The 12437-nt window shown below is 56.7% G+C and carries 15 protein-coding genes; 5 read left to right on the top strand and 10 right to left on the bottom strand.

Translation table 11 applies throughout. From position 1 onward, the window contains the following. The first annotated feature begins 292 nt into the window (after positions 1-292). Positions 293-910 (top strand): 30S ribosomal protein S4, encoded by a 618-nt coding sequence (gene rpsD, locus ABLO27_RS15425; protein WP_353033827.1) that lies wholly within the window; start codon positions 293-295, stop codon positions 908-910. A 123-nt stretch (positions 911-1033) separates the two neighbouring features. Here rpsD and dgoD read toward each other — a convergent pair whose 3' ends face one another. From dgoD to ABLO27_RS15410, 3 genes are all read right to left on the bottom strand, one after another. After that, complete coding sequence (dgoD, locus tag ABLO27_RS15420) at positions 1034-2182, bottom strand: galactonate dehydratase (RefSeq protein WP_353033826.1); 1149 nt, start codon at positions 2180-2182, stop codon at positions 1034-1036. Positions 2183-2582: 400 nt separating this feature from the next. Beyond that, positions 2583-3332: a VOC family protein gene (locus ABLO27_RS15415; RefSeq protein ID WP_353033825.1), complete on the bottom strand. Its 750-nt coding sequence runs from the start codon at positions 3330-3332 to the stop codon at positions 2583-2585. Between the two features lie 5 nt (positions 3333-3337). Beyond that, positions 3338-3703, bottom strand: a complete 366-nt coding sequence (locus tag ABLO27_RS15410) for a nuclear transport factor 2 family protein (protein ID WP_353033824.1) — start codon at positions 3701-3703, stop codon at positions 3338-3340. A 101-nt stretch (positions 3704-3804) separates the two neighbouring features. Here ABLO27_RS15410 and ABLO27_RS15405 point away from each other — a divergent pair, with 101 nt between their 5' ends. Beyond that, the gene (locus ABLO27_RS15405) at positions 3805-4665 is read left to right on the top strand and encodes a LysR family transcriptional regulator (RefSeq protein ID WP_353033823.1); all 861 of its coding nucleotides are present in this window, start codon (positions 3805-3807) and stop codon (positions 4663-4665) included. Positions 4666-4739: 74 nt separating this feature from the next. Here the strand turns inward: ABLO27_RS15405 and ABLO27_RS15400 are convergent, their stop codons facing one another. The 5 genes from ABLO27_RS15400 to ABLO27_RS15380 all read right to left on the bottom strand — a co-directional run bounded on the left by ABLO27_RS15400 (position 4740) and on the right by ABLO27_RS15380 (position 6973). Next, the gene (locus ABLO27_RS15400) at positions 4740-5198 is read right to left on the bottom strand and encodes a periplasmic heavy metal sensor (protein WP_353033822.1); all 459 of its coding nucleotides are present in this window, start codon (positions 5196-5198) and stop codon (positions 4740-4742) included. Beyond that, the gene (locus ABLO27_RS15395; RefSeq protein WP_353033821.1) at positions 5195-5581 is read right to left on the bottom strand and encodes a hypothetical protein; all 387 of its coding nucleotides are present in this window, start codon (positions 5579-5581) and stop codon (positions 5195-5197) included. Before ABLO27_RS15395 ends, ABLO27_RS15400 begins: the two co-directional genes overlap by 4 nt. Beyond that, the gene (locus tag ABLO27_RS15390) at positions 5578-6135 is read right to left on the bottom strand and encodes an RNA polymerase sigma factor (protein ID WP_353033820.1); all 558 of its coding nucleotides are present in this window, start codon (positions 6133-6135) and stop codon (positions 5578-5580) included. Before ABLO27_RS15390 ends, ABLO27_RS15395 begins: the two co-directional genes overlap by 4 nt. Positions 6136-6162: 27 nt before the next feature. Next, positions 6163-6543 carry a hypothetical protein gene (locus tag ABLO27_RS15385; protein WP_353033819.1) on the bottom strand — a complete coding sequence of 127 codons (381 nt, stop codon included), beginning with the start codon at positions 6541-6543 and terminating at the stop codon, positions 6163-6165. A gap of 94 nt (positions 6544-6637) precedes the next feature. Continuing rightward, positions 6638-6973 (bottom strand): hypothetical protein, encoded by a 336-nt coding sequence (locus tag ABLO27_RS15380; protein WP_353033818.1) that lies wholly within the window; start codon positions 6971-6973, stop codon positions 6638-6640. Between the two features lie 224 nt (positions 6974-7197). On the opposite strand from ABLO27_RS15380, the gene ttcA reads away from it, so the two are divergent. Next, positions 7198-8139: a tRNA 2-thiocytidine(32) synthetase TtcA gene (gene ttcA / locus ABLO27_RS15375; protein ID WP_353033817.1), complete on the top strand. Its 942-nt coding sequence runs from the start codon at positions 7198-7200 to the stop codon at positions 8137-8139. Positions 8140-8196: 57 nt separating this feature from the next. Here ttcA and ABLO27_RS15370 read toward each other — a convergent pair whose 3' ends face one another. Beyond that, positions 8197-9078, bottom strand: a complete 882-nt coding sequence (locus tag ABLO27_RS15370; protein WP_353033816.1) for a LysR substrate-binding domain-containing protein — start codon at positions 9076-9078, stop codon at positions 8197-8199. Between the two features lie 116 nt (positions 9079-9194). On the opposite strand from ABLO27_RS15370, the gene ABLO27_RS15365 reads away from it, so the two are divergent. After that, positions 9195-10169, top strand: a complete 975-nt coding sequence (locus ABLO27_RS15365) for an NAD(P)-dependent oxidoreductase (protein WP_353033815.1) — start codon at positions 9195-9197, stop codon at positions 10167-10169. A 13-nt stretch (positions 10170-10182) separates the two neighbouring features. Further along, positions 10183-11607, top strand: coding sequence for an aldehyde dehydrogenase family protein (locus ABLO27_RS15360; RefSeq protein ID WP_353035040.1), 1425 nt, complete (start codon positions 10183-10185; stop codon positions 11605-11607). A gap of 25 nt (positions 11608-11632) precedes the next feature. Here ABLO27_RS15360 and ABLO27_RS15355 read toward each other — a convergent pair whose 3' ends face one another. Then, positions 11633-12274 (bottom strand): GDSL-type esterase/lipase family protein, encoded by a 642-nt coding sequence (locus ABLO27_RS15355; RefSeq protein WP_353033814.1) that lies wholly within the window; start codon positions 12272-12274, stop codon positions 11633-11635. Positions 12275-12437: the final 163 nt, after the last annotated feature.

Raw genomic sequence — 12437 nt, 5'->3', positions numbered from 1 at the left:
TTGCGGACCGTCTCGCCCGGCAACTTGCAGGCTGTACGGTTGATATACCATTGGCAAATGCGGGTTTCCGGCGTTTCAGCTACGTCCGGCGTTGACTTTTGAGGAGGCAAACGGTATGTCCGCGCGGTCCGGCGGGCATTTCGTCTTCCGGATGTACGCACCCGTGGGCATTCAGCCGGCGCCGTCTAGCTGGGTCCCTGTCGATCCGATCTGTTCGCTTAGTCGAACGGTGACGATAAAGGAGGGCGCGTTTCCTTTTTAGAAAAACAACGCGAATTCAAAGGAAACCGCGATGTCAAAGCGCCATAGCGTTAAGTATAAAATCGACCGCCGGATGGGCGAAAACATCTGGGGTCGTCCGAAGAGCCCGGCCAACAAGCGTGAATACGGTCCTGGCCAGCACGGTCAGCGCCGTAAAGGCAAACTGTCCGACTTCGGCATTCAGCTCCGCGCTAAGCAGAAGCTGAAAGGCTACTACGGTAACATTTCCGAAAAGCAGTTCCGCAAGGTCTATGCAGAAGCTTCTCGTCTGAAAGGCGATACTTCTGAAAACCTGATCGGCCTGCTGGAGCGCCGCCTCGACGCGATCATCTACCGCGCCAAATTTGTCCCGACCGTGTTTGCTGCTCGTCAGTTCATCAACCACGGCCACATCAAGGTCAACGGCAAGCGCGTGAACATCCCGAGCTATCAGCTGCGCCCGGGCGATGTCATCGAAGTTCGTGAAAAGTCCAAGCAGCTCGCTCTGGTTCTGGAAGCTGTCCAGTCCGCCGAGCGTGAAGTGCCGGACTACGTCGATGTCGACCACGGAAAAATGACCGCAACTTACTCCCGCATTCCGGGCTTCTCCGACGTACCGTACCCGGTACAGATGGAACCGAACCTGGTGGTCGAGTTCTATTCGCGGTAATTTTCCGCCGAATACAGTTCTCGGAAGGGCCCGCCTTTTGGCGGGCCTTTTCTTTTTGTCAAAACGTCGAAGCCAGCGGGATCAAAAGGCTTCAGACAAAATCGATCCCGCAGTCATTCAGTTTTACCACTCGGCGACCGAGCCGTCCTCGTGGCGCCAGACCGGATTGCGCCAGCGGTGGCCGGTCTTTGCCCGCTCTTTCATGTATTCTTCGTCGATCTCGACCCCGAGACCCGGGCCGTCTGGAATGCTGACAAAGCCGTCCTCGTAACCGAAAACATCCTTGTTCGAGATGTAGTCGAGAATGTCGTTGGAAGAATTGTAGTGAATGCCCAGGGACTGCTCCTGAATGAAGGCGTTGTGTGACACAGCGTCGACCTGAAGGCAGGCAGCAAGGGCGATCGGGCCGAGAGGGCAGTGGGGGGCAAGGGCCACGTCATAAGCTTCAGCCATGGTCGCAATCTTGCGGCACTCGGTGATGCCACCGGCGTGGGAAAGGTCAGGCTGGATGATGTCGACGTAGCCGTCCTGCAGCACGGACTTGAAATCCCAACGGGAGTACAGGCGCTCACCAAGGGCAATCGGTGTTGCAGTGTGATTGACAATATCCCTTAGCGCTTCCTTGTTCTCCGACAGAACCGGTTCTTCGATGAACATTAGCCGGTATTGCTCGAGTTCCTTGGCCAGAACCTTTGCCATTGGCTTTTGAACGCGGCCGTGAAAATCAACACCAATGCCGAGTTCGTAACCGACGGCTTCGCGAATGGTCGCAATCGTGGCGACGGCCGCATCAATCTTTGCGTTGCTGTCGACGATCTGCATTTCCTCGCAGCCATTCAGCTTGATGGCCTTGAAGCCGCGCTTCATGACATCCCTGGCATTGTCGGCAACATCAGAAGGGCGATCACCTCCGATCCAGGAGTAGACTTTTATCTTGTCACGGCACTTGCCACCAAGCAGCGCATGAACCGGCAAACTAGCTGCTTTGCCCTTGATGTCCCAAAGAGCCTGGTCAATGCCGGAGATCGCCGACATATGGACGCCGCCGCCACGGTAAAACCCGCCGCGATACATGACATTCCAATGATCTTCGATCAGTCGCGGATCCTTGCCGATCAGATAGTCGCTCAGTTCGTGAACCATAGCCTCAACCGCGAGTGCCTTGCCCTCAAGAACCGGTTCGCCCCAACCTGTAATTCCTTCATCGGTTTCAATTTTCAAAAAGCACCAGCGTGGCGGAACGATGTAGGTGGTCAATTTGGTGATCTTCATGTGACTGGGTCCGATGTTTGCAGTGAAGGCGCCAGGAACGGGGGAGTTTCACCTCGTCCTGGTGACAGGCGCTTTCCGTTTCACTCAAGCGGAAAGACAACCAAAATTCGCACCGCAGCCAAAGACCTCTCAAACCTCTGACGCGCTAGCTCTTGCAGACAAGTTCAGCGTTGCCGAGAAGGTGCAAAGGCAGGCAATAACGATTGCTGCTCCAGACAGGAAACAGGTTCTTGGAAATCGCAAAACGCGAAGAAAGCTTTGGAAGTGCGAACACCTGCTATGACTAGTCATGGTACAGGACCAGCGCAAGATCTGTTTCAATTAATGAGGAGAAGTTTCAAATATTGAGACACTCATGAATGAAATTGGGCTTCTGCGAGTTGTGAGCGCCTGTGCGCCGTCACCCGAAAACGGTCATCGTGCCGTCTTCCTGCTGTACAAGCACACAAGCGGCCCCAGGAGCATCGTCGGAACAGGTCGCAACAGGTCCGTTCAAAAGGTGCTGAAATTCAAGCACTGTAAAGGGCCGTTGCCAGAGCCATTCCCGGTTTTCGACCGAGTTGACGTTGGCCTCTGGCAATTCATCATCGGTTAGACCGAAGAAATAGAGATCAAAGCCGCGATCGGAAACAGCCTGCCGGGACAGGTAGCGCATGCCGAGTTCCTCGCGGCAGCGTTTCAGCTCCATTTCGATATCGTCGGTTCTAAGCGTGATCAGGCCGATCCGCGCGCCGCCGCCAAGTGGGAGCTTCGGGTCGCCAGCGCGTGTCAGTGGCTTTCCCTGGAAGCTGTGTTGAATCAGCTCAATTACATGGCCTTCCGGGTCCGCCAGATGGCTCATATAGGCAATGTCACGAAACTGATTCGGTGTAGTTACCGACAGCCCCAAATCGGAGAGTTGGGTGTAAGCGATATCCAGATCCGGAACGGTGAGTGCGATCTTCCAATAACGGTCGTTTTGCCTGTGATGGTAGACGCCGGCTTTATTGGACGGCTCCAGAACAAGGCAGGCACCAGGATCGCCGAACCCGACTGCTGTTGCGCCATCAAACTCGATCCGGTGCATTCCCAGAATGTTGCAGTAGAAATCAGCAAGTTTCTCCGGGTCGCGGACCTTCAGGGACAGAGCAGTCAGGCGTGCTTTTGTCATGCCGGTTATCCTTGAGCTTCAAACCGGTCTTCGCGCAAAAGGGCCGAGCCGTCTTCTTGAAGAACCCAATGTTCCTTGGTGATGATGCCATGGGCCTTGTTCATGCTCCAGGACGCGGAAACAACCACCTCATTTTCATTCAGCTTGTCAACTTTGGCGTCGCGATAAGCCACGTCGGTAAAACCTTGATCAATAAGGTTGGCCCAGAAGGCTTGAATGGCATCACGGCCTCGGAATTCGCCGAAAGGTGTTGCAACCATAAGCGCATTTTCTTCGTAACAGGCAGCGCACCCGGCGGCATCGCCTGCATTGAACGCGGCCTTCCATTGCGCCAGTTTTTCAAGAGCTGCGGTTTCGATCTTCGATGTCATGTTCAACTCGTTCAGTGCGTTTTCGATAAATACATTTTTTGAGAAAACAGCATTTAGAACAAGGTTGATTGTTTCGAAATACTGTTTAGTGTTCCTACACAATGACGCCAAATACGAATGACCTTCTGATTTTTCTGTGTGTTGTCGAGGCGCGCAGTATCACGGCAGCAGCCCGGCAGAGCGGATTGACCAAATCCGCAGTCAGCCAGGCGCTGAAACGTATTGAAGATGCTGTCGGAGCAAAGGTTCTATTTAGGACAACCCGTTCAATGTCCCTGACCGATACCGGAGCGCGTTTGCTGCCGCACTGCAATTCCTTGCGCCAGGTGCAGCAGGACCTGCAGGAGGCGCTGACTCAATCGGGGAGAGATTTGCAGCGCACACTTACCGTGACAGCTCCTCATGCGCTTTGCCAGTCCTTGCTGGTGCCGGTTCTATCAAGGTTTCTCGAGGAGGGCAGAGGGTGCGTAAGGCTGGTGGCTGAAGACGTGCCGATCAATCTTGTTGAACATCAGATTGATCTGGCAATCCGAGTGGGAGGCACGGCATCGCAGTCAGCCCGTATTTCCAAAATTGGTTCACTTCATGAGAGCATATTTGCCAGCCGAAGGCTGATCGAGGAGAGGGGCGGCCTGCCTGCAAAGCTCGATGATCTTAAGCATTGGCCGCATGTCGCCAATGACTGGCAAGGCGATCCCATTACTTACAGGACGGATGCCGGTCCGCAGCTGCGTGTGTCACCCCGTGTGCGGAGTAACACCGTCTTGGGCGTGCGCGATTTTCTGGACGCTGGTGCCGGTGTCGGGTTGCTTCCCGACCTGCTGGCGGAGAAGAGCGATAAACTGGTGCGTATTGCACCGGTGTCCATCTCCCCGATCTATGCCGTGCATCAACACGGGACGACGCCTCCGCGCCAGGTGAAGGAAGTTGTATCGGCGCTCAGGCAGGCTCTGAAACGGTAGCCTCGATCCCCAGCCTTAATCCAGGGTATGACTTGCGCGCCCGCACGCCTGGCACCTTTCGAGGAGAGCAAGCATCAGTTGCCGGGTTCTGTCTCTTTTCTCAGGAGTGGTTCCAAGGAGCCAAAGCCGATCTTGGGGATGTTCCGGCGTTCGCTCTCGGGGAGATTTTCAGCTGTCTGCCGTAAAGCCTTTTGCAGAACTGAAATGAGTGCAGCAGCAGCCTCGCGAACTTCGGCCTGCGCCTCATCAAGGGCAGAAAGGTCCAGGTCTGGAGCAGTCAGAACTTCGTGCTGGTGCTCGCGTGCCTGACGCAATTGGCGGGCAGACTGCAATATGGCGCGCCGGTCTTCTCTCAGTGTCTGTCTGAATGCAGCTTTTAACGCAGGGGATGGTTCCGTATCGCTCAACTGGGTGATCCGGTCGAAAACGCGATCGCGAACATAACTTGTGAAAACAAAGGCCCCGAGAGCGAAATTCAGGACCAGTGATACGCTCAATAGCAAAATGGCAAGACGCAGAGGTTGCGAGGTCATTGCAAACCTCCTCCCAAGGCTAGAGACAGCAAGGCGCCGGTATTTGCACCGGCAGGCACCAGAAATGCGGCGACCACTCCGCCGGCACCGGCAAGCGTACCAAAACCGATCAGCTGCCTGATCGGCAGCAGTTGCCAGAGACCGGAGCTTTCACGGCGGGACTGCAGGTTGGTTTGGACTTTCGCTGCCACGGCACCTTCGCTCATCTGGACCGCACTGGCGGTTCCAAGGAGGGCTTCGAAATGAGTGGCCTCCTGCCACAGCGAGCGGGCTTCCGGATCACTTTCAAGCAGTTGCCTTGCGGCGCTGCGGGTGTCTTCTGGCCATCGGTCGAGGTTTGCTCCCCATGTCAGAAGCCCTTCATCGAATTCCTGAAGCGTCATGTGAGGCTCCTGTAATTTTCGCGCAGGGTTCTGCGGGCCCGTACCATGAGCTGCTCGACTGCGCCTTCCGAGATGCCGAGGATGTCAGCAATCTCGAGGTTGGATTTTTCCTGCTGGGTGGACAGGATGATTGCCATGCGCTGCCTGTCGGGTAGACGGGAGATGGCCGAGCGCAGGACCTGAAGCTGTTGCCGGTCGTCGAGGACCTGTTCCACCGTCGCGGTGTTGTCCTGAAAGTCCTGACCTTCTTCGATCGGTTCTTCCGGGCGGCGCCCGGTGACCCGCCTATTGTCGATGGTGCGATTGACCGCCAGGCGATAAAGCCATGTGGAAGCTTTTGCCGCGCCCGGTTGCCACCTCGAGGCGTGTTTCCAGACACGCCAGAAAACGTCTTGAACGATTTCGTCCGCATCGGCGCTGGTGCAACCATACCGCTGCGCGACGGCATGAAGACGCGGCGCATGGCGCTGCACCAGACGGTTGAAGGCAGACTGACTGCCTTCTCCGGCCGCCTTGAGCAAGGCATCGTCATCTTCAGGGTCGATCCGGGCCATTGCGAGAAGCTTACCGCGGCTCCCGCATCACTGAAACTGCGCGCGCAGCTGCTGTCGATGTTCATCGGTAATCTTCCTGTACTCAGCCAACTGCGCAGGATCCAGAATGGTGCTCAGCTGAGCTTCGGTTCTGGCGCGAGATTCATTTATCGGACCACGGACCTTCATCAGTTGCGAGAGCGTTGGTTTTTTGCCCCGCTCAAATCCGGCGTCCTTCAGTATCTGCAGGCGTTCGCGAACACCTGCTTCTATGACAGGGCGTACGGCCTGTTTCTGTGCTTCGGTCAGGTTGAGGCGAGCGACGGTTTCCTGCAACTGCGCCTGATCGAACTGCTGGGCGGAAACTGAGGGAACAGCTGTGAAAACGAGCGTGAGGGCGAGAGCTGCGATGCCGAATGTCTGTTTCATCTGGAATTGCCTTCAAAGTAGTGCTGAGGGGACTGTGTAGATGATTTATTGCGATTGCTGGGGCAGGCTATGGGAATAGACAGCCGGTCGGCGGTTACCAGGTGCGTCCGCGGAAACCGGTTCCGCTACGGCTGACACCCTGTCCGCGCTGTGCGGTTATGGTGCCGGAAGCGGTTGCGCCATTGCGCAGTGTGCGGCTCCAGTCCCGGGAACATCCGGCGCCTTGAGTGCAGCTGCCGTTCAGCGTCGCGCTGCCGCCATATACCCCTTGTGCACCAAACGAGCGCGAAGCGTGACCGGGTGATGCATGGGTGCTTCCTTGCACGTATCCGCCGTGAGGGCCATAGCGGTAATAGGAGCTGTCGGCGAACGCCGAAGCGGGAAGCGCAAGTGACAGGACAGTGGCGGCCAGAAGTGGGAGACGGAGCATTGTTATGGGTCTTTCTGTAGAATTTTCATTCGTCCCGAAGCTGACCGGGACACATCTTTAACGATGCCGATGACCGGCCCCTACGCGGAACGGCAAAAAAAATCCATTCTTCGTAAAACGCGCAGAATATCTGGACTTCCAGCCTTTCTTCTTGGCCTCTACCTGACAATCCGCTATGTCAGCGCCAAGATCGCATCTCCCAGGAAAGTTCCGAGGCCTGCTGCATGAATGACATTGCCGACAGTAACGACATCGACGTTCCGGCGCTTTTGCGCAACGCGCCGTCGAGCGTCGAGTTCAAGAAGCTGCGCAAGCGGCTGCTGAGGCAAGCGCGTGAGGCAATAAGCGACTTCGGGATGTTGCCGGAAGGGGCATCACAGGAAAACAGACCGAAATGGCTGGTCTGCCTTTCCGGCGGAAAAGACAGCTATACTTTGCTGGCTGTGCTGATCGAACTGAAATGGCGTGGGCTTTTGCCCGTCGACCTGGTCGCCTGCAACCTGGATCAGGCGCAGCCGGGTTTCCCGACGGATGTGCTGCCAAAGTTCTTTGAAGAAAACGGCATCGAACACCTCATTATCCGTGAGGACACCTATTCGATCGTCACTGACAAGATTCCTGAAAATCGTACCTACTGTTCACTGTGCTCACGCCTGCGCCGGGGCATTCTGTACCGGGTTGCGCGGGAGCAGGGCTGCGAGGCGATTGTGCTGGGGCACCACCGGGACGATATCCTGGAAACCTTTTTCATGAACCTCTTCCATGGCGGCCGTCTTGCCTCCATGCCGCCAAAGCTGATCAACGATGAGGGCGACCTTCTGGTGCTGAGGCCTCTGGCCTATTCGTCGGAGAGCGATATCGAAAAATTCTCGACCGGCATGCAATTCCCGATCATTCCCTGCAATCTGTGCGGATCGCAGGATGGTCTTCAGCGTGAAGAAGTCAAACGCATGCTGCAGGGCTGGGAACGGGAAGCGCCCGGACGCCTTGGTGTCATGGCTCGCGCGCTGGGCCACGCCCGGCCGTCGCATCTGCTTGACCGCTCGCTCTACGACTTTGTCAATCTGCGGCCTGCGGATGGGGCAGGGAACTCCGAAGGTGGCGAAGCCGAGGAGCCTTGCGGTGCAAGCCTCGCGATGACGGCGAAGCTGTTTGTGGCGGAGTAGTCAATCCGGATCCGGGCAGAGGGCCAACAAGCGGAAATGCGAGATTGGTCATCGCATTCAGTTGCCGCCGAATAGTCCTCTCAGCCAATTCTCGACGGTTTGCACTGCCGGGCTTCGCGAAGGGGTTCTGTCGCGATGGATGAGGTAGTGGTTTTGACCGGACGGTATTCGTGTCCCGAACGGGATTTCCAATCGTCCTGCCTCTGCAAGCCGCAACGCAATGCGTTCCAACACCAAGGCGACACCCCCTTTTGCTGCCGCCCACTCAACAGCTGCCAGGGTGGTATCAACGGTTACACCCTTGGTGTTGTCCGGTCTTTCCTGTTCCAGGGCCTCAAAGAAATGCGGCCAGTGATCATCAAATCCAAGAATGTGAATGAGAGGCAGTTCGGACAGTTCATTCGGGGAATTCAGGGATTTTGCAAGTTCTGGATGACAGACCGGTACGATAAACTCAGTCCCGAACGGTTCGGCCTGGCACCCGGGCCAGGTTCCTGCGCCCAAGCGAATTTCTATGTCGATACCCGTCTCAAGTACCGTGTCCGCCCAGATCGCTGACAACAGCCGGATGTCCAGATCGGGCTGAACCTTCTGAAATTCTGCCAAGGCGGGTGCGATGATCAGAACGGCTTCTGAAATCGGAGCTCGAATGGTGACTGTTCCCGAGCTTCTGCTGCCGAACAGGCCCTCCGTCGATACCGCAAGATCCTGCAACGCCTTGCGGACCGGTTGCAGGTAGGCCCGGCCGCTTTCTGTCAGCCCCACCTTGCGGGTGGTGCGTTCGAAAAGAACATGGCCAAGCCGGGTCTCCAGCGCGCTGATGTGATTGCTGACTGCCGCCTGAGTCAGGCCGAGCTCGGCTCCGGCTGCGGTGAAACTGCCGAGGCGGCTCGCGGCTTCAAAGCTTCTGAGCCAAAGAAGATTTGGGAGCGATTTCATGGCATCCAATTCATAAAAAAAATGAGGTAATGTCCATAGATTATATCGTTTCTCTTTCGTTTTTTTCAGGCGCACAGTGAAGGGAGATTGCAATCCGCTTCAGGGAGGCGTTCACCATGCGTGTCGGATTTATCGGGCTGGGAAATGTCGGCGGCAAACTCGCCGGCAGCATTTTGCGAAATGGCTATGAGCTATCAGTTCACGATCTGGATCAGGGTCTTGTGGACAGCTTCGTTGCAAAGGGCGCGGCGCGTGGCGAAAGCCCGAAGCAGCTTGCAGAAACCTGTGATGTCGTCATCACCTGCCTGCCGAGTCCGGCCGCGTGTGCCGCAGTCGTTGAAGGACCAGGCGGTGTTCTGGAAGGCATCGGGCCAGGCAAGATCTGGGCGGAAATGTCGACAACCGATGCCGGCGAGACCCGGCGTCTGGCAGACTTGGTTCTTGCCAAGGGGGCAGAGGCGATTGAATGCCCGGTTTCCGGTGGGTGTCACCGGGCCGCGACCGGCAACATCTCGATTTTCGCCGGCTGTACCCGGGAAACATTCGAAAGAGCACTGCCGTTCCTGACAGTGCTGGGTCGAAGGGTTCTGCACACCGGGGATATCGGTTCTGCCGCAGTGCTGAAAGTGGTGACCAATTACCTGGCAACTGCCAATCTGGTTTCGCTGGCCGAGGCTTTGGTGACCTGCAAGGCAGCCGGAATAGACCTGAACACCTCCTACGAAGCGATCCGCATTTCCTCGGGCAATTCCTTTGTTCACGAAACGGAAAGCCAGGTGATCCTGAACGGGTCACGAGACATATCCTTCACCATGGATCTTGTTGCAAAGGACATCGGGCTGTTCCAGAGTATTGCGGAGGCACACGAGGTGCCACTCGAACTGTCGCCGTTGCTCAACCGGATTTTTGAGGACGCTGTTGGACGCTACGGTCCGCGCGAACTCTCGCCCAACATTATCAAACGGCTTGAAGAAGCGACCGGGCTGGACATTCGCGCTCCCGGATTTCCGCCCGAGATGCTCGACGATGAGCCAGAAGAGCCCGGATATGAAGTTGTGCCGAAACAGCGTTTCGAAGCGGCTGCTGAGTGAAGGTGACAGGCTGATGATTGAAAAGCGCGCGTTCTATATCGGTGGTGAATGGGTCGAACCGGCAGAAGCCAAGGATCTTGCCGTCATCAATCCGGCAACTGAAAAAACTGTTGCAGTGATATCACTTGGCGGTCCCGCCGACGTGGAACGTGCGGTCCTCTCTGCGACAAAAGCTTTTGCGATATGGTCGCAGACGACCATCGAGGAGCGCGTTGCGCTGCTTGAGCGGATCATCAGCATTTATGAACGCCGGTCCGGTGAAATGGACGAAGTCATCAGTATGGAAATGGGGGCGCCGATCAAGTTCGCTCGGGAAGAGCAGACGCCATCGGGAACCGGTCACCTGCAGGCGACGCTTGAAGCGCTGAAGGCGCATGAATTCGAACGGCCGAGCCCTCGTGGCGGCAGCCTGCTGCGCGATGAGCCGATCGGAGTGTGTGGTCTCATCACCCCCTGGAACTGGCCGATCAACCAGATCGCGGCCAAGGTGGCTCCCGCGTTGGCTGCCGGTTGCACCATGGTGTTGAAACCGAGTGAAATCGCGCCGCTTTCTGCTCTTCTCTTTGCTGAAATTCTTGATGAAGCCGGTTGCCCTGCCGGTGTTTTCAATCTTGTAAACGGCGACGGCCCGGGCGTCGGGGAGGCGATGTCGCAGCATCCGGGTATCGACATGATGTCGTTCACCGGTTCCACTCGTGCCGGGGTATCGGTCAGCCGGAACGCGGCTGAAACAGTCAAAAGGGTTGCGTTGGAGCTGGGCGGCAAGTCACCGAACCTGCTATTTGCCGATGCCGACCTGGATACGGCGGTTCGTTTTTCCGTGGAAAGCTGCTTTTCCAACTCGGGTCAGTCCTGTGACGCGCCGACGCGCCTGCTGGTTGAACGAGGCGTCTATGATGAGGTGGTCGAGTTGGCGGGCAGGATTGCAGCCGAGGTCAGAGCCGGTGACCCAAGGGAAGAGGGCGACCATATCGGCCCGGTGATCAGCAAGCTGCAATATGAGCGCATCCAGGGGCATATCGAGCGCGGCATTGCCGATGGTGCCCGACTGGTCATTGGCGGTACCGGAAAGCCTGAAGGTCTGGAAACGGGCTATTTCGTCAAGCCGACGATTTTTTCCGATGTCACCAACGAAATGCATGTTGCACGCAACGAGATCTTTGGACCGGTTCTGGCGATCATTCCGTTTGACACAGAGGAAGAAGCGGTCGAGATCGCCAACGACACACCCTACGGCCTTGCTGCCTACATCCAGACCGGTGATTCTGAACGCGCCAAACGTGTTTCCAGAAGACTGCGTGCCGGCAGCGTCTATATCAATGGCGCAGGTCCGGACTGGGACGTGCCCTTCGGCGGCTACAAGCAGTCAGGCAATGGCCGCGAATACGGCGAATTCGGCCTGGAGGACTTTCTGGAGCTGAAGTCGATCACCGGATAAGTGCGATCCCAGGTTTCCAGGCTGGTCACCGACCGAACCAGTCTGACCAGGCGGTCCATGAATCAACGAGATCTGCGATCATCGCGTAACCGTGCCCGTCGCAATGCATTTGGTCGCCGCGCGTCAGACTGTGCATGTAGTCCTGACTGGATAGGAGAGGCGACTGGATGTCGAGATATGGGACGCCGAGGGACGAGGCCGCCTCGGCATAGCGCTGATTGAGGGAAATGGCCGTCTCTTGCTGAAATTCGATCTCCAGTCCTTCGCTCGGGCGCATCGGTGAACAGGCAACATTTGCGGGCGGAACACCTACCCACAGAACAGGAAAGGATTGCGCGGCCTCGCTTATCATCTGAACCGCGTTGCGGACCGAGGCCTTTTCTTCCACCCGGCGACCCTCCCCCTTGATCTCTGCCACGTCATTGATGCCGAATTGAAAAACGATGCGGTTGTCTGCGCCGTCCGGAAAGCGCGTGCGGCACTCCTGGTGCCATCTTTCCTTGATTTCGTCTGTTGTCGCTCCGCGAATACCGAGGTCATAGAACGTCAATCTGAAATCTCTGGAGAACCTCTTTTCGCACAGACGCCCGATCCAACCGAGGCAGCGTTCATCGCCTGATCCGTTGATGTAGCTGTCGCCGACGAAGCAAATTCGCAAATCACGCATGAGGACTCCCGTTTCAGGCACGCAACCGAGTCGTGCATTTGCACTTCATCAAATAAAGCAGACTTGAAACGCTGGCTTCCAGCCTCTTGTAGCCTGCCGAAGAAATTCCTTGTGAAGCAGAACTCCGCGTGAGGGCTGTGCAACACCCAAAAAGGGAGCACAA

Origin of the sequence: Roseibium sp. SCP15, from assembly GCF_040329435.1 — a bacterium.
Classification (GTDB): domain Bacteria; phylum Pseudomonadota; class Alphaproteobacteria; order Rhizobiales; family Stappiaceae; genus Roseibium.
Note: the sequence above shows the minus strand (reverse complement) of the source record. Positions and strands in the feature narration are given on the sequence as shown.

Bases quoted from the DNA above. Each gene is read 5' to 3' on its own strand.
- rpsD (WP_353033827.1), top strand. From the start codon at position 293: ATGTCAAAGCGCCATAGCGTTAAGTATAAAATCGACCGCCGGATGGGC.
- dgoD (WP_353033826.1), bottom strand. From the start codon at position 2,182: ATGAAGATCACCAAATTGACCACCTACATCGTTCCGCCACGCTGGTGC.
- ABLO27_RS15415 (WP_353033825.1), bottom strand. From the start codon at position 3,332: ATGACAAAAGCACGCCTGACTGCTCTGTCCCTGAAGGTCCGCGACCCG.
- ABLO27_RS15410 (WP_353033824.1), bottom strand. From the start codon at position 3,703: ATGACATCGAAGATCGAAACCGCAGCTCTTGAAAAACTGGCGCAATGG.
- ABLO27_RS15405 (WP_353033823.1), top strand. From the start codon at position 3,805: ATGACGCCAAATACGAATGACCTTCTGATTTTTCTGTGTGTTGTCGAG.
- ABLO27_RS15400 (WP_353033822.1), bottom strand. From the start codon at position 5,198: ATGACCTCGCAACCTCTGCGTCTTGCCATTTTGCTATTGAGCGTATCA.
- ABLO27_RS15395 (WP_353033821.1), bottom strand. From the start codon at position 5,581: ATGACGCTTCAGGAATTCGATGAAGGGCTTCTGACATGGGGAGCAAAC.
- ABLO27_RS15390 (WP_353033820.1), bottom strand. From the start codon at position 6,135: ATGGCCCGGATCGACCCTGAAGATGACGATGCCTTGCTCAAGGCGGCC.
- ABLO27_RS15385 (WP_353033819.1), bottom strand. From the start codon at position 6,543: ATGAAACAGACATTCGGCATCGCAGCTCTCGCCCTCACGCTCGTTTTC.
- ABLO27_RS15380 (WP_353033818.1), bottom strand. From the start codon at position 6,973: ATGCTCCGTCTCCCACTTCTGGCCGCCACTGTCCTGTCACTTGCGCTT.
- ttcA (WP_353033817.1), top strand. From the start codon at position 7,198: ATGAATGACATTGCCGACAGTAACGACATCGACGTTCCGGCGCTTTTG.
- ABLO27_RS15370 (WP_353033816.1), bottom strand. From the start codon at position 9,078: ATGAAATCGCTCCCAAATCTTCTTTGGCTCAGAAGCTTTGAAGCCGCG.
- ABLO27_RS15365 (WP_353033815.1), top strand. From the start codon at position 9,195: ATGCGTGTCGGATTTATCGGGCTGGGAAATGTCGGCGGCAAACTCGCC.
- ABLO27_RS15360 (WP_353035040.1), top strand. From the start codon at position 10,183: ATGATTGAAAAGCGCGCGTTCTATATCGGTGGTGAATGGGTCGAACCG.
- ABLO27_RS15355 (WP_353033814.1), bottom strand. From the start codon at position 12,274: ATGCGTGATTTGCGAATTTGCTTCGTCGGCGACAGCTACATCAACGGA.